Source organism: Belnapia moabensis DSM 16746 (assembly GCF_000745835.1).
Lineage (GTDB): Bacteria > Pseudomonadota > Alphaproteobacteria > Acetobacterales > Acetobacteraceae > Belnapia > Belnapia moabensis.
In genome coordinates this window covers 1-19,310 of the sequence record NZ_JQKB01000078.1, presented here as the reverse complement: position 1 = coordinate 19,310, position 19,310 = coordinate 1, and the positions used below count along the sequence as shown (strand labels likewise).

The window sequence follows — 19,310 nt, the reverse complement described above, 5'->3', positions numbered from 1 at the left end:
CGCCAATGCCCGCACCATGTCCCTGCATCTCGCCGAGATCAGCAGCCAGGTCGCGCAAGGTGCCCATGCAGTCGTCGTCATGGGCGGCGCGGGTTGGCATCAGACCGGCGGCAAGTTGCGCATACCGGCCAACGTCACCCCGCTCCGCCTGCCACCCTACGCGCCGGAGTTGAACCCAGTGGAAAATGTCTGGGCCTACCTCCGCTCCAACAAGCTCGCCAACCGCGTCTACGAGACCTACGACGACATCCTCGACGCATGCACCGAGGCCTGGAACTGGTTCACCAGTCAGCCCGAGCGCATCACCGCCATCGCATCACGACCATGGGCACAGGTCACTCAATGAGGCCGGGCGTATAAGGCCGCAGACTTGGGCCGGAGCGCCGTCATCGACAGCCTTCTGGGCCCTGTCCAACAGCCTCATCATGTCCCGTTCCATGTGGCTCGGCGAAGCGGCTGGAACGCGGGCGTCGTCGTCCGACGTGCTCTCCCTGTTAGGACCCATGGAGAGTGCGGGGAAGATCCAGAGATCCCTGTGCCCAACGTGCCGCAAGCTCGTCTACGGCAATCCGAACGGCGAGGCTCACGACGAGGATTGCTGCTGTACCGGCTAGGAAGGCGACCATGGCAAAGCTCCTGTGCCTGTTCCTCCCCTCACTTGCCCTCATGCTGCACTGCAACATGAAACTGCGCAAGCATTTCAGGTCACACGCCAGCGTCCACGTAGACAGCGAGCTGGCGGTTCGGTCACGTCGTCCGCATGCTGTGATCCATTTCACAAGCGTGTTGGTACAATACCGCAATGCATTGCTGCATGCTGCCATTGGCGGGGCCCACTGGGCTTCGAGTATTAGGCGGCGCCTAGTGGCGGCGAACCTACTTGGGGAACTGCCAGGCTCCGCCACCATGGTGAGCTAGCGCCGGCTGCGACGGCGGCTACCACTCGTGGAACCAGCCAACGACGGGCAAAGAAAGGGCCGCCTGAGGGTGGTCAGGCAGCCTGGGAGAGGCAGGTTGAGCAGGGGGTCACATTCCCTGCGGTTGATACTTCAACCGAAAACGACGCCTCAGGTTTGCTCGCTATCGCCCGCATCATCTTTTGAGCGAAAACCAACCGCTCGGGTTGGAGGCACTGCAGCGGCGACAATCGAGGGGATTGATCTGCGCTGCCGTTCTGAACCTACAGTGGGCTAGCGCCGGCAGCAGCAACGGCCAACATTCTCGACATGAGCCTGCTGCTCGACCTTCAGATGCCGCTTGCGAAGCCGAAGATCTCGCCCGAGGAGCGCCGGCGGTGAACCGCCGACCGGCTGACCATGATCCGGTTGAAGATGGCGATCGGCCGCGAACTGGATGAGCGGGGCATCACCACACCCGCCGAGATCGGCGCTGCGCTCGGGATGCCGCCGGCCGAGGCGGCCAAGCTGCTAACCCGGCATCAGTGGTGCGAGGGCGAAGTCGAGCAGCTTGAAGCAGCGGCGGCTCGGCCGGGGCTGCAGGTGCTGGACCAATAGAGCGCCGTCGCCTGTGATGGCTGCTCGCGCGTCCGTTGCTGTTCTCGATTGATGTGGGTCGAGCATCATCACCCTGCGGGGCGGGCTAGGAGCCATCCCTAGCGGCAGATGGTCCCTCTCCGTCTGCCCCCTCCGTCAGTAATCGCCTTTCTGCCTCGATACTGCTGGCCCCACTGAGGCCGCCTGGATCTTCCGGGCGGCCCTTTGGGTGTTCCGCCACGAAAGCAGGCAGCTCGACCAGCCCGAAAGGCAGCTCAAGAAGGCGCGCCTCGCGGCTTGGTGGCGGGAAGAGCAGCAGGCGGCCAGCTAAACCCGTTACGGGAGCTGTAAGGGGTAGGCCACGCAGTGGGGGCTGCCTGTTGTCTGCCGGGGCTGGATGGCCCCCTCCCGCCACACCCGCGCAAAGCCGACTTGGGCAGCGCCGCTGCTGGTGCGGAACGCTCGCAAACCAGCCTTGCGAGGTGGTGTTCGGGGGCCACCTCCAAAGTGAAGGCAACCCATCACTTCAAAGCCGTCCCCCCCCCGACGGCTCAAGGCCGCTCCCCCGTGCGGCCTTTCCTTTGCGTACAGGCCGATTGCGGCAGCACCGGTTTACTTGCGGTAATCCCCCCCTCACCGCAGGTCAGCCCATCTTTAGGTTGAGGCATCCCAGCATCGAGTGCGGCCCGGCGCCGCTTGGGGCGGCGCCTGACCCGCCTCAGCACTAGGCCCGGAAAGCTCGCCAGGAAGCCTGTCCAGACCCTCCATCGAGCTGGCCGGTGCACGAACCGTTCAAGACCCTGACCGGCCTCAGCGGCCCGGAAACGCGCGGTTACCGGATGCCGCTCGATGGCGGCATCCTGATCGCATGACCCCAACCCAACTCGGCCGGTTGATACGCATCGCCGACCGGCTCGGCCAGGTGGCTAGGGGTAGCTTCGAGGCCGACCAGCCCATCCATGACGCGCTCGGCCGCGCCGGCCCGGTCCTGCCCTACACGGCCGAGACGGGTGCCGCGGCACAGCTCATCCCGCCGGGCGGCTCAGCGACTTGCCCGGAGGTGCTGCAGCAGGAAGTCGGCCTGCAACGCGCTGACGCTGTCGAACCAGGGACTCGGGTGCCACAGCTCGCCGAAGTGGCCGCACCCTGCCTCCAGCTCCACTACCTCCTTCGGCCCATGGAGTTCCGCACAGGCCAGCCGAGTGACGGCCGGTTTGGCCCGCTCCATCTCGTCGTCGGGAGCGTAAATCACCTGCACCGGCACTCGCACATGCGGCGCCGCGATCCCTGGGCTGAAGGGTGCCGGCGTCGCTGGCACTACCCGCGTCGCGTCGTTCACCCACCCCGAGCCGTGCCGGCCGCCATGCTCCAGGAACCAGCGGAGGGCGCTCGGCTGCGCGATGTGGGCAGGGTGGCGGATCGGGTCGAGGGTGACCACCGGCATTGGTCCCGCGGTCGTCTCCGGCGTTCCGGAGACGTCGCCGTGCTCGAAGGTTTCGCGCAATGCTGCGAATAGCCGCCCGTCTGGATCGGGCGGCGGCGGCTCCTCCCCGCAGGAGGGCACTACCGCGGTGACGGCGGCGACCTCGCCGTCCAGCAGCGCGCCGAGCACGAGCACCTGCATGCCGCTGTTGCTCAGGCCCCAGAGGGCTACCCGCCCGCCGTCCACCTCAGGCAATGCCTTGGCGAAGCGGACCGCGTCGCGGTAGCCGCGCGCCTGGACCCAGGGGTTCACCTCGCGGCGTGGCTCGCCGCCGCTCGCGCCGAAGTTGCGGTGGTCGTAGAGCAGCACCGCAAGCCCGGCGGCGGCGAAGGCCTCGGCGTAGCGGTCCGTGGTCATGGAGACCGTCGAGGTGAAGCCGTGCGCCATGACCAGGAGCGGGTGCGGTGGCGCCCCCACCACGGGCAGGTAGAGGCGCCCGCGCAGCGTCGCGCCCTCGGATGAGAACTCCACGGGCCTGAACCCGGCCGGTTGTCGGTCGTGCATCGCTCTTCTCCCTTCGGGTGCCTCGGTGCCGGCGCTTTCCGTGGCGGGGCCGGCTTCCTCCGCTCGGGCGCCTCTATCCGATGCCGGCGAGGAGCCGTGCCACTGCCTCCGGCGCCGCAATCCCCATGGACGCTGCGACGAGGTACGGGCCATTCTGCGCCGCCTCAACAGCTCAGCTTTACGAATTCAGCCTTATTCACTCATATAGCTTCATGGCCATCCTGCGACGCACGCTCCCGGCGCTTCTCGCCTCGCTCACAGCCTCCTCCCGGCCGGCGCTTGCGCAACCGCAGTCTGCACCTTTCATCACCATCGCCTCCACCACTTCGACCGAGCAGTCCGGCGTGTTCGGCCATATCCTGCCGGCCTTCACCCGGTTCACCGACATCGCCGTGCAGGTTGTGGCGTGTGGCACCGGTCAAGCCCTGGATATTGGCCGTCGAGGCGAAGCAGATGTGGTGATCACACACGATCGGCCGGCGGAGGAGCGATTTGTAGCAGAAGGCTTTGCTGCCCCGTGCGGCCGCCGCCCGGTGATGTACAACGACTTTGTTCTAGCCGGTCCGGTAACCGATCCCGCCGATATCCGCGGCCTGCATGACCCGGCAGAGGCGCTCCGCCGCATTGTCGCAGCGCGGGCACCTTTCATCTCTCGCGGTGACCGTTCTGGGACCTACACCAGAGAGTTGCGGCTTTGGCAGTTAGCAGGGCTGGATCCCGGCGGCGACCGCGGATCCTGGTACCGGACGGTAGGCCAAAGCATGTTGCCGGCCCTCAACACCGCTGCAGCCCAGCAGGCTTACATCCTGACCGATCGCGGCACTTGGATCGTCTTCCATAAGGAGTGCGGTCTGGATGTCTTGGTCGAGGGCGATCGGCACCTTTACAACCAGTACGGCGTGATGGTGGTAAACCCAGCCCGCTTTCCGCAGGTAAAGATGAAGGCTGGGCAGGCCTTTGTGGATTGGGTCACCGGCCCTGTAGGACAGGCTGCTATTGCCTCACACAGGTTCCAGGGAGAACAGCTTTTCGTTCCTAATGCGAGCTCCTTTGATGCGTGATCCGGTGCTCACCAAAGACGTGGAGCCTCAACCTTCCCCCGCCGTCACCACTCGGATGCAGTCCAAGCAGGTTTCGAAGAACAACAAGGTTGGGTAAGCGGCAGATAGCGCCGGCTGCTGCGGCGACCGACATCCGCGATATGATCCTGCCACCAGACGCCTAGATACCGCCCGCGAGACCGAAGATCTCGCCCGAGGAGCGCCGGCGGCGAGATGCTGATCGGCTGGCCATGATCCGGCTGAAGATGGCGATTGGCCGCGAGTTGGATGAGCGGGGCATCACCAAGCCCGCCGAGATTGGCGCCGCCCTTGGCATGCCGCCAGCTAAGGCGACTGGCTTGCTGAACCGCAAGCAATGGCGCGAGGGCGCTGTCGAACAGCTCGAGGCTGCGGCGGCCCGGTTGGGGTTGCGGGTATCGGAACCAGCAAGTGATGGCTGGCCGGGCTGAACAGCGCCGCTGCTGGTGCGGAACGCTCGCGAACCCGTCCGCCCAGGGCGGCGTTGGCGGGCTGTTCATCGAGAAGCTCCCCACTCAAAGCCGCACCCCCAGGCGGCTCAAGGCCGCTCCCCCGGGCGGCCTTTCCTTTGCGCGCGGCATTAAAGGCCGCTCCCGCTCGAACTGGTCCAGTTTGACACACGTTTCCCACAAAATGGGTGAGAAACATGCGGGCTTTCATCCTGGGCTATCTCAGCATGTCGATGCTGGTCATCGGCTTGTGGGTGCGGCCGCCAGTTGACTGCGACAACCCCGATTAACATGCGGTAATCGGGAGATCGCAGGTCACTCTCGGAACGGGACGCCGCGGAGCATGGCCTGAGCCCGGTTATAGGCGCGCTCCGTGATCGTCTCAATCATCTCTTGCGCAAACCGCGGCTTGTCCTGGCAGAGTGATTGCTCCGCGGCGGCGACGACGATGATCGCCAGGGTCGTCTCGCAGGTTACGGCTAACTCCCCAATCGAGAGCTTGGCCACAAAGCTTTGCTTCATCATGGTAGTAGCGGCCTCGGCGGCGATCCGGTTCGACGCAACGTGTGGTGCTTCAGCCATGGGTCCATCCCTCCCATAGCCGAGGTTACCGGGCGCCTTCGGGCCGGCATAGGAGAAGCCGCCTTTCATTGTGGCAAGTTCTGCATCACGTGCGGAACGGGGCTTATCGCATGTGATGCCGGCGCTGCTGTACGGTCAGCACGGGCCGAGAGCGAATGGAAAGGGTCCCGGAATCTCCTGATGGCGTATGCTGGTTGAATGAGCGACCCCTCCAACTCCTCTGAGGGGATTGCCGCAGTTCCGTCGGTGCGAGCGGTTGCCCGTTTTGACCAGCGTGTTACCGCCAAGTTGGATGGACAGCGTAGCTGCGAGGGTGGAGCCTGTTCCATAGCCACCCGCAGGGCAGACGGACACGGGTACGTGCCCGCCGAGCAAGGAGGCCATCCGATGTCCGATGAAACGCTGCTGAGCAAGGCGCTGCGGGACGAGGACCGCCTCATGGCACTGCGGCGGACCGGCCTGCTGGACACCTCGCCCGAGGAGACCTTCGACCGCCTGACCCGGATGGTCTGCCGACTGCTCGGCGTGCCGGCGGCCTTGGTGTCGCTGGTCGAGGCCGACCGCCAGTTCTTCAAGAGCGCTGTTGGCCTGCCGCAGCCCTGGCTGCTTCGACGCGAGACCTCCCTGCTGCACTCCTTCTGCCAGCACGTTGTGGCCGCTGGGGAGCCGCTCCTGGTCCAGGACGCGGGCCATCATCCACTGCTATCCGGCAACCTCGCCATCTCCGAGCTTGGCGTCGTCGCCTACCTCGGCATGCCGCTCATAACGCCAGATGGCCATGCGCTTGGCGCTTTATGCGCCATCCATACCGAGCCACGTGTTTGGACATCTGGCGATGCCGCGGCGTTGCGTGATCTCGCGGCGGTGACCATGAGCGAGATGACGCTGCGCCGGCTGGTGGTGGAGATGGCCGAGCGCGGCCGCCAGGAAGCGGTGCAGCACCAGGCGACGGAGGCGCGAGTGCGCCGGCTTGAGGCGCTGCGCCGGCTCGCAGACGGTGTGGGGCACGACCTCGCCGGTGTCATGCAGGCGGTTCAGAGCGGGGTGCGCTTGGCCGGCGCGCGGCTCGGGCATGATCCTTCGACGGCGCAGTCTATCCTTGCTCTGGTGAACGACGTAGCCCGGCGCGGCGGCGCGGTGGCTCAGCGCCTCACGGCTTTTGCTCCGCGTGGCGAGCTCCGGCCTGAGGCGGTCGAGGTGGCGCCATTGCTGCAGCGCTTGGCACGTGTGACTACAAGCGGCCTGGACGTTCCACTTCGCGTCGAAGTGGATGTGGCCCCGGGGCTGCCGCCAGTTCTGGCTGACCCCGAGGAACTGAAGTCAGTGCTGCTGGGCCTGGCCGCCGCGGCACGCGACGCCATGCCGGAAGGCGGCACCCTCACGCTTGGGGCAGCCCTTGAGGAGATCACCTCGGGAGCAGAGCACCAAGCGGCGCTGCGGCCAGGCCGTCACGTCCGGGTCTCCATTGCTGACACCGGCACGGGCTTGGGCGGCGGGGCTTCGCTACTTGGGGCGTTGGATCCCGACGCGGAGTTCGAACTGGCGTTCGCCCGGACCTTCGCCGAGCAGGTTGGGGGCATCTTGTTGCGTGGGTCGCCCACTTGGGTGCGGTCGGGTAGGCTGGCGTAGGGGCGAGCCCTCGAGCAGTGAGGGACCCCCGCCGTGCCGTTCAAGTCCAACGCTGATCGCCGGCACCACATCCCCAAGCAGCGCCATAGGGTGACCAACTGGGCTGAGTACGACGCCGGCCTACGCGCCCGCGGCAGCCTCACCGTGTGGTTCACGGCCGAGGCGGTTGAGGGGTGGGGAGCCGAGGCGCGCATGGGCCGGGGTGGTCAGGCGAAGTACTCGGACTTGGCGATCGCAACGGCGCTGACGCTGCGTGCCGTGTTCCGCCTGGCGCTGCGCCAGACCGAGGGCCTGATCGGCTCCATTCTGCAGCTGCTCGGCCTTGACCTAGCAGTGCCGGACCACTCGACCCTGAGCCGCCGTGCCGAGACGCTGGAGGCGCCGCGGCCGAAGGCGCGCCGCGAGCCGGTGCACCTGCTGGTGGACAGCACTGGTCTTCGGCTATTCGGCCCAGGCGAGTGGCTGACCGAGAAGCATGGCACCAAGCGTCGCGGGGGCTGGAAGATGCTCCACCTCGCCACCGATACCGACACGGGTCAGATCGTCGCCTCGGTCCTGACCAACAGGGAGGTCGACGACGGCTCGCAGGTCGGACCTTTGCTCGAGCGGGTTGGTGGTTCCGTGGCGTCCCTCACCGGTGATGGTGCATACGACCGCGACGACGTCTACGCCGAGGTCACAGCACGAGATCCCGATGCGGTCGTGGTGGTACCGCCACGCGCGAACGCTGTACCAAGCGAAGCCGCGCTGTCCCACCCAACGCAGCGGGACACGCATCTCCGAAGTATTGCTGAGCGCGGCCGCATGGGCTGGCAGAGGGCTTCAGGGTATAACTGGCGTGCTCTGGTTGAGGCCGACATCTCAAGATGGAAGCGCGTCATTGGTGACGGGCTGCGCTCGCAGACAGATAGGCGGCAAGCGACCGAGGTGGCCATCGCCGCCACCGTGCTAAACCATATGCTCGAGCTCGGGCGGCCGGAGTACGTCCGCATCGCGTGACCCCGAACGCAAGCAGGGACCAGTACGTCGGCGTAGCTGACCTATGCAACACGGCGACGTCGATGAAGTGTTCCTGAAGATCAACGGGGTGCAGCATTACCTCTGGCGCGCGGTGGACCAGCATGGCGTCGTGCTCGACATTCTGGTGCAGAGCCGGCGTAACGCCACCGCGGCCAAGCGCTTCTTCAAGCGCCTGCTTGCTGGTCTCAAGTTCAAGCCGAGCCGCATCATCACCGACGGGCTGCGCAGCTACGGCGTAGCACAGCGTGAGGTCATGTCCGGAGTTAGGCACCGAACCAGCCGTTACCTGAACAACAGAGCTGAGAACTCCCATCGACCAACCCGGCGTCGAGAGGGGCAGATGCAGCGCTTCAAGTCACCCCGGCAGGCGCAGCGGTTCCTGTCGTCTCACGCCATGATCTACGGCCATTTCCGACCGCGGCGTCACCTGATGACCGCCGGACAGTACCGCCGTACCCGCGACAAGGCATTCCGGATTTGGCGGCAGGAAATCTGCGTCCAGATAGCAGCATGAGGCTCAGGCCGTGCTGCCGCACAATGGTGCACGCCCGGCAGCCCAACAAGTTGACAATGCCCGCGTCCCGTGTAGCCCTTCAGCGTGCGCAGCGCCTTGCGCATGCGCCGGAACTGCCGGGCATGGGCGTGCCGCCCGGCCTGGGCGGCCAGACGCGGCGCCAGGCGGTTGTAGTTCTGCCGCAAGGCGATCCCGGCTTTCTGCGCCAACGTCACCAGGGAGCGGCGCGCCCTCTCATAAAGGCGGCTGTCGGTCGGATGCGCGATGGCCTTCTCCATCACCGTGGTGTCCACCGCGATCTCGGCCAGGCTGCGCGGCGTCACGGCACCCGCGGCCCGGCCTGCCTCGATCGTCTTGGTCAGCAGCCACTCCACACCCTCCTCGCCGATGCGACCACGCCAGCGGCTGAGCGAGGAGGGATGAATGGGCAGGCGGTGCTGGAAGAAGGTCTCGCCAGTGAAGTGCTGGAAGTACGGGTTCTCGACCCAGCGGGCGAGCACCGCCTCATCGGAGAGGCCATAGGTGTGCTGCAGGTAAAGCAGCCCCGCCACCAAGCGGGGATGGGTGGCAGGCCGTCCCTCATCGGCAAGGAAGAAGCCGGCCCACTCCCGCTCGAACCAGGACCAGTCGATCAGCGCGGCCAGCCGGACCAACTCATGCCGCCCATCGATCATGTCGATCAGGCGTGGGCGTAGCAGGTCGTCCTGCTCAGCCGGGCGGGAACGGTGCTTCATGGCCGGCGGAATCGCAGACTTTGCCGCCTGTTTCAACCAAACCTTGCAATTCGACAGCCCGCGATCCGCCTGCCGCATCTCATCCGAAATCGCCATCTATGTCGTCACCTTGAAGATCGCGCCTGTTGTACGCTAGGAGGACAGCCTGCCGACTCAAGAGGTCGTGCAACTGCCGTGGCGCCGGTCCGCTCGGCCGTTCCGCGACCGGCTGGCTTGAGGCATTCTACAAGGGCCGCATGGAATCCGTGCCAGATGCCCGCTGCTCGCCCGATGCCGGACAAGATCACGGATGCCATGTCCGGCACGACGCTGCTCGGCCTCGAATTCACGGACATGACCATCGCCGAGGCCGTGTCCCACATCGCCGCCCGGCCAGCGGATGCGCCCTTCGGCTTCATCGTCACGCCGAATGCGGAGCACCTCGTGCGCCTTGCCAGAGATCCGGTCCCGACCGCGGTATACCGGCGGGCCCTCCTCCGCGTGATGGATTCCCACGTGGTGCTGGGCGCGGCGACGCTGCTGGACCTGCCCAAGCCGAGCCTGGTTCCAGGCGGTGACCTGACCGTCGAGCTGCTGACGAAGCATCTCCGGCCCGGTGACCGGATCACCGTCATCGGCCTGTGGCCCAAGGATCTTCCTCTCCTCCGCGAGCGATTTCCTGCGAACCCCATCGCCCACCATTCCCCGCCGCTTGGCTTCGAGCGGGATGGGGAGGCCTTCCGGCAGACCGTCGCCTTCGTGGAGGCGAACCCGGCCCGCTACTACATCTTCGCCTGCGGCATGCCCCGGCAGGAGCTGCTGGGGGATCGGCTGGCGACGCGCGGCAATCTCCGCGGTACAGCGCTCTGCGTCGGCTCGGCGCTGGAGTCCTGATCGGCGCCCAGCAGCGTGCGCCCGTTCGAATGCAGAAGGCCGGATTGGAATGGCTGTACCGCCTGTACCGGGAGCCCCGGCGCTTGGCAAAGCGCTATCTGGTCCAGTCGCCGCCGATCTTTGCACTGCTGATGCGGGAGAAGCTGCGCGAGGCAGGCCGTTGACGCTGCACCGTTCAGCCGTTCTGATCCTTGTACCAACGCTCGCCGGCGATGTGGCTGGAGGCCTTGGCGATGGCCGCGGCGATCTCCGGCCGCAGCCTGGCCGAATCTGCCTCGTTCAGCCGCCACCAGCGTCCTTCGGTGACCGTCCATTGCGTCGGGCGCTGCTGACCCATGCCCTCGGCGGCGCGATGAATGTGGTCGGGAAAATGCCGGTAGTCGGACGCGGCCCCGGTGCTGTTGTCGGGCGGTCCGATCCCCCATTCGCCGCAGTAGGTGACCGTCCGGTTTGCATCGGCCCAGCGCTGGATGCGCTCCTGCCAATGCCGGACGGCGTCAAGGCTTCCGGCATCCAGCTCGTACATGTGCCATTGATGCAGGCGCGGCTTCTCCGGGTCGACGCGGAGCGTCCCGTCCATCATGGTTGCCGGCGCGCCGTAATCGGCGCCATTGGTGACGATCACGTGGTTCGGCAAGGCCTGATGGAGGATGTCGGTGCATTCCTCCCGCCTTGCCTCGAAGCCTCGATTGGTGCCGTTGGCATATTCGTTCACGGCGCCGACCGCAATTTTGCGCGGATCGAAATTCTGCTCCGCGATGGCACGCGCGCAACGCCGGATATAGTCCGGGACATCGTCCCTCGCCATGAAGCGCTCGTCCACCACGTCGAGGCAATCGAGGAACACGGTCATGCCAGCCTCGATGATGGCCCGGCTGGCCGTCAGCCACAGCGCGAACCGTTCCTGCGATACCAGCGGAAACCGCCCGCCCGACGGCGGGTAAATGCGGATATGGGTCACGCCCTGCGATGCGTATTCGCGCAGCACCGCGTCCGTCAGCCAGCCCTTCAGCAGCACATCGCCGCGCTCGACGTTCACGCCGAACCGCAGCGGCGCGAGGAAGCGCCGGACACGCGCGGCGGCAGGCGTTTCCGCGGCCTGAGCGGCGAATGCCATCGGTATAGACGTTGCAACGCCGAGTAGAGTTCGCCTGTACATGGTCGTGTCCTCACCACCTCGGGCAGTACCGCACTCGGACAACGATGGTCTGTGCGGCCCAGATATGCGGTTAGCCGAGTACACACCCGGATCACTCAAGTCGATTCAAAAACGTTAGAGGCTCTGTGGAAACGCTCAAAGTTTGCGTGGACATGGATGGGCGACTGCGGTTGGTGAACCGGACAGCAGCCGATGTGCTGATGAGCCCCCACTGAGTGGTCCGGGGGGATTTCTTTTGAAAGACCAGTGTCCATTTCGACAAAGGTGTCCGTATCAGCCGGCCAGCGGCCGAAAAGCCGGAGCAGGCGTCACTGACTTGGCTCGTGGCGAGACTTATCGCAAAGGAGCCGACGTCGCCGCAGTCGGCTGACAAAGCGGCTATAGCTATGCTGCCGAAAGGCTGATGGGGGTTGCCGGTGGCTGCAGCATCTCACTCAGCACCACAACCTCTTCGGATAGGAGATCCGACAAGGGCAGTTCGCGCCCTGTTACCAGCCACTGGTTCCACTCGGTCTGCCATTGAGCAACCTCGGGCTCCTGATCACCAATTCTGATCCAGTAGAATCCACCCTCGCGGTCCTCGGGATCGGTCATGCGCCACCTCCGGAAATAGGATACGCGTAACCCGGCTGGTCGTTGTCACTTTCAGTTACATGCCGGGTATGGGAGGCGAGACCACCGCTAAATCCGGCGCTCGGCGAGGCACTCGGGTCCGGCCAGACCCACGCTGGGCGAGTGGTTACTTTGGCCGGAATGTCGAGCGTAACCTCACCTCATGGGCTGGCGGATGCAACCCTGCCGCGTTGCCACAACGCCGCCGGTTTGGTCAGCCGTCCGGTGGCCAGTCATGAGACCTTCCAAGATCAGCCCGCGTGTGCGTTCATGCTCCGGTGGGCTTGCGGGCGCAGCACCGTCCAGCTCGGCAATCCGGGCGCCAAGGAAGCCCGCGTGGTCGAGGCAGGTCTCAAACGCGGCCTCACCTACGATCCGAGACGTGGCATAATCATACGGGTCGCGCAGATAGGCCCGCATGCGGCGGAGCAGCATCGCCATCTCGCGCTCCGCAGCCTCGATCGTGGGCGGAAGGTGAAACTCCTGGCTTGGCCCTCTGCCGACAGCGATCCTGTCCGCCGCGGGGTAACCAACTGGGCCGAGTACGATGCGGGACTGCGCGCCCGCGGTAGTCTGACTGTGTGGTTCACGCCGGAGGCAGCCGCCGCGTGGCAGGCTGAACCGCGCACCGGCCGAGACCGAGGTGGCCATCACCGCCGAGGTGCTGAACCGTATACTTGACCTCGGACGCCCGGAGTATGTTCGCACCGCACAACCCGGAACACAGTTAGGGGTATGTGCGTCCACACTGCCGACCCGTGCAACAAAGCGCCTGCGACCCGCACAGCCCCTGGCAGCGCGGGGCGAACGAGAACACCAACGGGCTGCTGCGGCAGTACTTCCCGAACGGCACGGACCTGAGCGCACATAGCGCGGCAGCCCTTGCCGCAGTGGCGGCGACACTCAACAGCTGGCCGCACAAGGCGCTGGCGTGGAGGACACCTGCCGAGGCGTTTGACGAGCTGCTGGGAGCGTCGCAAGCTCATGTTGCGACGACCGCTTGAACCCAAGCAGCACACCGCTGTCCCAACCGGACTGCGGTGTGTTGTAGCACCGCGCCAGCCGAGGCCTGCCTGCGCGTGGGTCAGTTCTGGATGGCGGGGACGCGGCCGCGCAGCCGATCCCGCAGGATCAGCCAGATGAAGCGGCTGTTGCCCATGAGGTAGCGTCGCCACAAGCGCCGCGGCTCACGCATCAGGCGCCAGGCCCATTCGAGGCCTGTGACCTGCATCCAGCGCGGCGCCCGCGGCACGATCCCGGCCAGCACGTCGAAGGCGCCGCCGACACCCATGATCAGCTTCACGCCGAGGCGGTCACGGTATCTCTCGCACCAGATGTCCTTGAAAGGCGAGGGCATGGCAACGAAGAGGATATCCGCCCGGGACTCGGCGATCTGCCGAACCACCGCCTCATGGTCGGCGGGCTTGAAGTAGCCGTCACGCCAGCCGGCGATGTCGATGCCCGGATTCTCCCGCTGGCATTGGACCACGAACCGCTCCAGCACCTCCGGCTTCGCGCCGAGCAAGAAGACCCGCAGCCCCTCCCGGGGCGCGAGGCGCAGCAGTTCCGAGAGCATGTCGATGCCGGTCACCCGCTCCGGCAAGGGGTGGCCGAGCAGCCAGCTTGCCCAGACCAGGGACATCCCATCAGCGGTGACGAGATCGGCCGCATCCGCGGCTTGGCGCAGCGCGGCATCACCCTGCAACTCGACCAGATGCGAGGCATTGGCCGTGAGCACGATCCGGGCGCGCTGGGCGTCCCGGCAGGTCTCGACGCACCATTGCAACGCCTGCTCCATCGTCAGCGGATCGATAGCGCAGTTGAGGACGTGAACGGCGGACATGCGTGCGGACATGGCGGGGCTGCTCCGTTCAAGCAATGTGGCCGGGCGGGATCGGCCCGTTCTCGAGCGCGGTCGCATAGAGCAGCCAGCCCCACTCATAGGGCCGAATCTCGCGGTTTAGCGTGAAGCGAGGATTCGCCTCCGCGGAGGGCGGCTTGGCGAGCAGAATCCGCCCATGGCGGAGCTGCTGGCCGATGCGGCTCTCATCTCGCTTGATGCTGCGCCAGATGATGCCGTTCGTCGGCTCCACCATGTCGATGCAGAGCTCGTTCGCATGCAGCCAGGCGCGGCTGCGTGCCGCGGCAGCGGCGTGGTCCTGTCCGCCGGCGAGCGCCAGGGCACGCAGCGCCATCGGTGCCATGCTGTGCTGGTGCACGGAATAAACCGGGTAAGACTCGACGACCTTGCCGGTCACGGCATCATGGTGCCACCACCACTGGCCGAGCGGTCCCTGCGCCGCGACGAGGCGGGCGCCGCAGCGGTCCGCCAGCACGCGCCGATCCTGTCCGCCCAGCACGGTGGCGGCGAAGGCGAAGGCCTGCAGCGGATAGACTTGGTCCGCGAAATTGGCGATGCGCCCGCGCAGCCGGTGCCGCCATGGCGCGGCGGTCGAGGCATGCCGGAACACCAGGGTCGGCTGCACGAGCCGGCTCTCGAGTTCCCGCAGGGCGCGCGTCCGGGCGGATCGCAGGGCTGGCTCCTCGGCATGCAGAAGGCCACTCACCATCCATGCGACCTCCATGGTGGTGAGGCTCGGGATCACGTGCTCCAGCCCCGCTGCGTCGAGGCCCGCCTTGGCGAGCAGCGCGAGGGGCGAGGCGGCGCGCAACGCGCTGCCGGCCCAGAGCACGAGGCCGAGGCCGCCAGGGTAGCGCACCTCACCGGCCCGGGCAGCGAGCCGGGTGCAGAGACCGGCCGGATCCGCGACCACCTCGCGCAGCGGGATCCCGGCCCTGTCGATGCCGATGAGGCAGATGGCCGAGCTGGTGATGCTCTCGGTCCCGAGGGTCGGCGCCCACTGGCCGTGGCGGATCTGCCGGGCGAAGAGGCCGGATTGCGGATCCAGGCAGTCTCTCAGCCGGGCGATGCAGATCTCATGCAGGTCGGTGATGCGGGTGGCCGAGGCCTGGCTCATAATACGAAGCTTCCATCGGGGACGGGTACGGGTTGGGGACGTAGCGGCAGGATCGCGGCTGAGCTCGGAACGCCCACCGCGCCGCCGGGAAGCAGGGCGGAGTGCATCGGTGCCGCGACCCGCGCCCACTCGGACGCCCGCGCCGCCGGGCGCAGCGTGGCGGCGACCAGATCGGCGATCCGTTCGGCTGCCTGGCCATCGCCATAGGGCGAGACGCCCTTCGCCATGGCGGCATAGGCCGCCGGCTCGGACAGCAGATGCGACACTTCGGAGACGATGTGGTCGGGGTCGGTCCCGACCAGCTTCGCCACGCCGAGCTCGACGGCCTCCGGCCGCTCCGTCACCTCGCGGAGGACGAGAACCGGCTTGCCGAGGGCGGGCGCCTCTTCCTGCAGGCCGCCGCTGTCGGTGAGGACGAGGGCGCAGCGCTTCATGACGGCGACGAGCTCGGGGTAGGAGAGCGGCTCGGTCAGCGTCACCTGCGGGTGGTCGCCGAAGGCGGCATGGGCCGCATCCCGGATGTTCGGATTGGGATGCACCGGATAGAGGATGTGCAGATCGGGGAAGGCCGCGCAGAGGCGGCTGACCGCCGCGAGCACCTGTTCCGCCGGGGCGCCGAAGCTCTCTCGCCGGTGCATGGTCATCAGGATCAGCCGCCCGCTCCGTGGCAGCTTCGGGAGTTCCGCCGGGGACTGGCGCGCCACTTCGAGCAGCGCATCGATGACCGTGTTGCCCGTGACATGGATGGTGTCCGGGCTGACCCCCTCGCGCAGCAGGGCGCGCCGCGCGCCCTCCGTCGGTGCGAAATTCAGGGCCGCGGCGCGGCCGGCAACGACGCGGTTGAACTCCTCCGGGAAGGGGTGCTGCAGGTCGCCGGTCCGCAGGCCTGCCTCGACATGGCCGAAGGGAATGCGCCGATGGAAGCAGGCGACCGCCGTCGCCATGACCGTCGTGGTGTCGCCCTGGGCGAGGACCATGGCTGGCGGGTCCTGCTCCAGCAGCGGGTCCAAGCCGGTTAGGAGTCGGGCCGTGAGGCTGGAAAGACCCTGGTTCGGACGCATCAGGTCGAGGTCGAAATCCCCGCGCAGGCCGAACGCCTCGAGGGCTTGGTCGAGCAGGCCGCGATGCTGGCCCGTCAGCAGCAGGCGGACGGAGAGGTCTCGGCGGCGGCGCAGCGCGTGTACGACGGGCGCCATTTTGATGGCTTCCGGTCTTGTTCCGACAACGCATAGCACATTAGACGATCCCAACACGCTCTCTCTCCTGCCCCTGCCGTTTCGCAAGCAACATCCTTTATGAATTCAGAATCATTATAGTATTACATGGATCTTATTTCTCATTATTGTCCGTACCATGGCCTTTCGGATGGATCGTCTATTTAATATAGTAACATTACTGAAATCAGCATCTCAGCGGATGGGTTAGTGTTCAAAGAGTATACCATTACTGCTGACCGGCCGATTTCTTTAAGCGAATGGACTCTATGGTGCTGGCCAACCTGAGGGGTGTAACCACTTGGTGTGCAGGGTTTTTTCGCGCGTATGTAAAACGGTTCGGACGCAACATAGATTTGATGAGAAACTAATATGGAGCCATGACGCTTCTGCGCTCCATCGCCTTTGTGGCAGCGGTCGCCCGCCTGAATGGCTTCGGGTAGGGTGAGGTCGGGGCGCGTTCCCTCCACCCTGCAGGCCCCCCCTCTTGCCGTTCAAAGTGAAGGCGGCTCGGCGCCATCACATCCCGAAGCAGCGGAAACGGGTGACCAACTGGGCCGAGTACGATGCGTAAGGCTTCGGAGCCCAAGGGCGTCTGGGCGACTACGGCAGTAGGCTTGAACCGTATGAAGTATGCTGCTGCGGTAAGCGTTCACTTGCTGCACGCGGGACTTATCGCAAGTGAGGCGGTGGTGATGCCGCCAACTTGCCGTGCTTCCGCCTCGCCATCCCCTTGTTTCTGCGTTCTCACAGACAGAACGAGCAAAGGCACGACAGATGGCACGCTTGAAACTGCTTGTGGGCTTCCTCGCTCTTGCGCTCGTCGCGCCTAATATTGGGGAGGCAGACCCCTGGAAGGACGAAAGCGGGCACGGCCGCGGGGATCGGCGAAGCGACTACCGCGGGGAACGCCGGGATCACTATCGCGGGGATTACCGAGGCAATCATCGAGATGGTTACAGAGGGGAACGTTGGAGGGACCAGCGAGGCGACTATCACGTCCCGCGGGTTCATCGACCACCGCCAGGGGAATACCGTGCGTGGTTCCCAGACCGGCCAGCTGGCCATCAGCCCCCGCCGCAACGGTGGTAAGGGGGTGTTATCGCAAGCCTTCGGCTTCTCGCGCCTCACGCCGGATGCGGTTCAAGGTATTGTGGTACCCGCTGTAGTAGAGCTGTTCAGATGGCGAGCAGTCTGGTGCAGGGCTCTCGTAAAGGCAGGGACGGCCCGCCAACGCGTCAGCCTCACCCTGAGCGTAAGGCGTCGGGGCGGCTTTCCTGGTATCGCTATGCTTACCTTCACTGAGGCCAAGCGAAGCCGGATCGCTCCCTCTGCCCTTAGTGGAGTCTGCCGGCTGCACTATCCAGAAGCCCAGCAGCATGACGCCGCCGACCACATGCGAGAGCAGCGCCCCTGCGTAGGTGATACCGGCCGAGACCCCAAAAAGCTGGATTTCTGACATCATTGGCTGATCACAATATCGAAACATTCCGATTTAGCATAATTCAGCTTTGGTGCCGCTAACTGTATGTGACTGAAATTTGAGGTTTGCGGGTGACACGGCGTCGCCGCTCGCTCGCGAGCGAGCTTAGCTTTTTGCCAGCTACTACTGAACCTCTGAACCTGCTGCGATCCCGTAAGGGAGCGTTATCACAAATGATATTCTAGCCCTGAAGAGGGGCATGGAGGCTTTCTGCTCAGGGTCCAGCCAGGAGGGCCAGCATGGGCATCATGCGCCAGCCTAACTGCCGTCAAGCTCTCAGAGCCTGTTTTCAGAATGACGGCTGAACAGGTGAGGGGCAGGGAGCGAAACGGGTTGACCTGGACAGAGAAGATAATTGTCAACCGTTGGGTGTGCTACATTGTAGGACATGTGCGGTTCCGGCATAATCCGGCCATGCCAAGTCGCAAGTCGATCTCCATCTCGATCACCCCCGATCAGGACCGCTTCGTCGCGGACCAGATTGCGTCCGGCCGCTACCAGACCGTCAGCGAGGTTTTCCGCTCCGGCCTGCGCCTGCTCCAGCTGGAGGAGAGCGGAACGGGCCAGCCCTCGTCGCACAAGGGCGCCGCGCTTGCGAAAGGGTGCGCCGGAGCTGAGGGGACATGAACAAGCCCCTGAACCCACGCGAGCTGGAGCTGGAGGCGGAGATCGCGCGTCTCCAGGCTGAGTTGGCCATGATGCGGGGAGAGATCGTGGCGACAGCCAAGGCCCATGCCGAGGAACTCGCCATCTCGGCAGAGCTGAATGTGGACCTCGGCCGGGCCAATGCCGGCTTGGCTGACGGTGAGCGGCGGCATGCGCTCCTGCTTGCCGAGCTGAACCACCGTGTGAAGAACATCCTGGCCACCGTCCAGGGCCTCGCCGCACAAACCCTGAAGGGCACGGGCGGCGATCCCCGCCGCTTCGCACAGCACTTCGGCGCACGGCTGAAGACCCTGGCGCGGGCGCACGATATGCTCACCAAACTCGGGTGGGATGCAGCTGGCATCGAGGATACCGTGCGGAATGCGCTCGCGCCCTGGACTGAGCATGGCCGGCCGCTGCAGTTCCACATCCCGGATGGGTGTATGAAGGCCAAGGTGTCGCCGAGACAGGCGCAGGCTCTCGTGCTCGCCCTCCACGAGCTAGCCACCAACGCCACGAAGTATGGCGCGCTCTCCACTCCGGAAGGGCGCGTCAGCATTTGGTGCGAGGCGGGGCCGGAGGGCACGCTCGCGATCCAATGGGCAGAAGCGGGCGGGCCACCGGTCGTCGGGCCACCCGACCGCCGTGGCTTCGGCACGCGACTGCTGGAGCGCGGGCTCGCCCATGACCTCGGGCGCGGCAGTGCCGTCGAGCTGCGCTTCAAACTGGCCGGGTTGCAGGCCGCGATCCAATTCACGCCCGAGCAGATCGCCTGCTAGGAGCTGCGCTGGGTGAAAGGCGCGGCCCTAGCCACGCCGTGCTGCACCCTCGGTATCTCCGGGCCTAGCCCTTGCCCACC

Annotated in this window: 21 protein-coding genes and 2 pseudogenes; 13 read left to right on the top strand and 10 right to left on the bottom strand. The window is 65.8% G+C overall.

Going from position 1 to position 19,310, the window contains the following annotated elements; all coding sequences use genetic code 11:
- Both EP26_RS25450 and EP26_RS25445 read left to right on the top strand, forming a co-directional pair.
- Nucleotides 1–346: transposase (locus tag EP26_RS25450; RefSeq protein ID WP_043342934.1), on the top strand; the 346-nt coding region annotated here is incomplete at its 5' end.
- A 985-nt stretch (nt 347–1,331) separates the two neighbouring features.
- Nucleotides 1,332–1,514: a hypothetical protein gene (locus EP26_RS25445; protein WP_157033774.1), complete on the top strand. Its 183-nt coding sequence runs from the start codon at nt 1,332–1,334 to the stop codon at nt 1,512–1,514.
- Nucleotides 1,515–2,535: 1,021 nt separating this feature from the next.
- Here the strand turns inward: EP26_RS25445 and EP26_RS32460 are convergent.
- Entirely contained in the window at nt 2,536–3,480 is a 945-nt protein-coding gene (locus EP26_RS32460) for an alpha/beta hydrolase (protein WP_052389676.1), read from the bottom strand.
- A gap of 125 nt (nt 3,481–3,605) precedes the next feature.
- Here EP26_RS32460 and EP26_RS25435 point away from each other — a divergent pair, with 125 nt between their 5' ends.
- Both EP26_RS25435 and EP26_RS25430 read left to right on the top strand, forming a co-directional pair.
- Nucleotides 3,606–4,541: a substrate-binding domain-containing protein gene (locus EP26_RS25435; protein WP_245624515.1), complete on the top strand. Its 936-nt coding sequence runs from the start codon at nt 3,606–3,608 to the stop codon at nt 4,539–4,541.
- A 230-nt stretch (nt 4,542–4,771) separates the two neighbouring features.
- Complete coding sequence (locus tag EP26_RS25430) at nt 4,772–4,990, top strand: helix-turn-helix domain-containing protein (RefSeq protein WP_043342908.1); 219 nt, start codon at nt 4,772–4,774, stop codon at nt 4,988–4,990.
- 333 nt (nt 4,991–5,323) lie between these two features.
- Here the strand turns inward: EP26_RS25430 and EP26_RS25425 are convergent, their stop codons facing one another.
- The gene (locus tag EP26_RS25425; RefSeq protein ID WP_043342907.1) at nt 5,324–5,590 is read right to left on the bottom strand and encodes a hypothetical protein; all 267 of its coding nucleotides are present in this window, start codon (nt 5,588–5,590) and stop codon (nt 5,324–5,326) included.
- A 387-nt stretch (nt 5,591–5,977) separates the two neighbouring features.
- Between EP26_RS25425 and EP26_RS35395 the strand changes: the two genes are divergently transcribed.
- From EP26_RS35395 to EP26_RS33700, 3 genes are read left to right on the top strand one after another with little or no spacing between them, the layout of a single operon-like run.
- On the top strand, nt 5,978–7,219 hold the full coding sequence (locus tag EP26_RS35395; protein ID WP_052389675.1) for a GAF domain-containing protein: 1,242 nt from the start codon (nt 5,978–5,980) through the stop codon (nt 7,217–7,219).
- Between the two features lie 33 nt (nt 7,220–7,252).
- A complete protein-coding gene (locus tag EP26_RS25415) occupies nt 7,253–8,218 on the top strand; it encodes an IS5 family transposase (protein ID WP_043342905.1) in 966 nt (321 codons plus the stop codon).
- Nucleotides 8,219–8,261: 43 nt separating this feature from the next.
- Entirely contained in the window at nt 8,262–8,753 is a 492-nt protein-coding gene (locus tag EP26_RS33700; RefSeq protein WP_084112975.1) for an IS6 family transposase, read from the top strand.
- A gap of 62 nt (nt 8,754–8,815) precedes the next feature.
- Here the strand turns inward: EP26_RS33700 and EP26_RS25410 are convergent.
- Nucleotides 8,816–9,487, bottom strand: a pseudogene (locus EP26_RS25410) (IS5 family transposase); the annotation flags it as partial.
- Here EP26_RS25410 and EP26_RS35390 point away from each other — a divergent pair.
- The 3 genes from EP26_RS35390 (at nt 9,486) to EP26_RS38295 (ending at nt 10,524) form a co-directional block, all read left to right on the top strand.
- Nucleotides 9,486–9,623 carry a hypothetical protein gene (locus tag EP26_RS35390; RefSeq protein WP_157033773.1) on the top strand — a complete coding sequence of 46 codons (138 nt, stop codon included), beginning with the start codon at nt 9,486–9,488 and terminating at the stop codon, nt 9,621–9,623. The pseudogene EP26_RS25410 and the gene EP26_RS35390 overlap by 2 nt on opposite strands.
- Before the next feature lie 116 nt (nt 9,624–9,739).
- Nucleotides 9,740–10,360 (top strand): WecB/TagA/CpsF family glycosyltransferase, encoded by a 621-nt coding sequence (locus EP26_RS38300; protein WP_157033772.1) that lies wholly within the window; start codon nt 9,740–9,742, stop codon nt 10,358–10,360.
- A gap of 29 nt (nt 10,361–10,389) precedes the next feature.
- Nucleotides 10,390–10,524: a WecB/TagA/CpsF family glycosyltransferase gene (locus EP26_RS38295; protein ID WP_157033771.1), complete on the top strand. Its 135-nt coding sequence runs from the start codon at nt 10,390–10,392 to the stop codon at nt 10,522–10,524.
- An 11-nt stretch (nt 10,525–10,535) separates the two neighbouring features.
- On the opposite strand, the gene EP26_RS25400 is transcribed toward EP26_RS38295, so the two are convergent.
- The 3 genes from EP26_RS25400 to EP26_RS35380 form a co-directional block, all read right to left on the bottom strand.
- Nucleotides 10,536–11,618 carry a hypothetical protein gene (locus tag EP26_RS25400; protein ID WP_157033770.1) on the bottom strand — a complete coding sequence of 361 codons (1,083 nt, stop codon included), beginning with the start codon at nt 11,616–11,618 and terminating at the stop codon, nt 10,536–10,538.
- 285 nt (nt 11,619–11,903) lie between these two features.
- Nucleotides 11,904–12,113: a hypothetical protein gene (locus EP26_RS25395; RefSeq protein ID WP_043342898.1), complete on the bottom strand. Its 210-nt coding sequence runs from the start codon at nt 12,111–12,113 to the stop codon at nt 11,904–11,906.
- Between the two features lie 174 nt (nt 12,114–12,287).
- Nucleotides 12,288–12,572, bottom strand: coding sequence for a hypothetical protein (locus EP26_RS35380; protein WP_157033769.1), 285 nt, complete (start codon nt 12,570–12,572; stop codon nt 12,288–12,290).
- Between the two features lie 317 nt (nt 12,573–12,889).
- Between EP26_RS35380 and EP26_RS33695 the strand changes: the two are divergent.
- Nucleotides 12,890–13,135 (top strand): annotated as a pseudogene (locus EP26_RS33695) (transposase); the annotation flags it as partial.
- 80 nt (nt 13,136–13,215) lie between these two features.
- Here the strand turns inward: EP26_RS33695 and EP26_RS25385 are convergent.
- The 4 genes from EP26_RS25385 to EP26_RS35375 all read right to left on the bottom strand — a co-directional run bounded on the left by EP26_RS25385 (nt 13,216) and on the right by EP26_RS35375 (nt 17,788).
- Nucleotides 13,216–13,986 (bottom strand): WecB/TagA/CpsF family glycosyltransferase, encoded by a 771-nt coding sequence (locus EP26_RS25385; protein ID WP_052389673.1) that lies wholly within the window; start codon nt 13,984–13,986, stop codon nt 13,216–13,218.
- 16 nt (nt 13,987–14,002) lie between these two features.
- Nucleotides 14,003–15,109: a hypothetical protein gene (locus EP26_RS32450; protein ID WP_052389672.1), complete on the bottom strand. Its 1,107-nt coding sequence runs from the start codon at nt 15,107–15,109 to the stop codon at nt 14,003–14,005.
- Nucleotides 15,106–16,344 carry a non-hydrolyzing UDP-N-acetylglucosamine 2-epimerase gene (gene wecB, locus EP26_RS25375; RefSeq protein WP_281177118.1) on the bottom strand — a complete coding sequence of 413 codons (1,239 nt, stop codon included), beginning with the start codon at nt 16,342–16,344 and terminating at the stop codon, nt 15,106–15,108. The genes EP26_RS32450 and wecB overlap by 4 nt, the downstream gene beginning before the upstream one ends.
- A 1,078-nt stretch (nt 16,345–17,422) precedes the next feature.
- Nucleotides 17,423–17,788, bottom strand: coding sequence for a hypothetical protein (locus EP26_RS35375; RefSeq protein ID WP_157033768.1), 366 nt, complete (start codon nt 17,786–17,788; stop codon nt 17,423–17,425).
- Between the two features lie 351 nt (nt 17,789–18,139).
- On the opposite strand from EP26_RS35375, the gene EP26_RS25370 reads away from it, so the two are divergent.
- Nucleotides 18,140–18,433: a type II toxin-antitoxin system ParD family antitoxin gene (locus EP26_RS25370; RefSeq protein ID WP_245624514.1), complete on the top strand. Its 294-nt coding sequence runs from the start codon at nt 18,140–18,142 to the stop codon at nt 18,431–18,433.
- A complete protein-coding gene (locus EP26_RS25365; RefSeq protein WP_052389671.1) occupies nt 18,430–19,230 on the top strand; it encodes a sensor histidine kinase in 801 nt (266 codons plus the stop codon). Before EP26_RS25370 ends, EP26_RS25365 begins: the two co-directional genes overlap by 4 nt.
- Nucleotides 19,231–19,310: the final 80 nt, after the last annotated feature.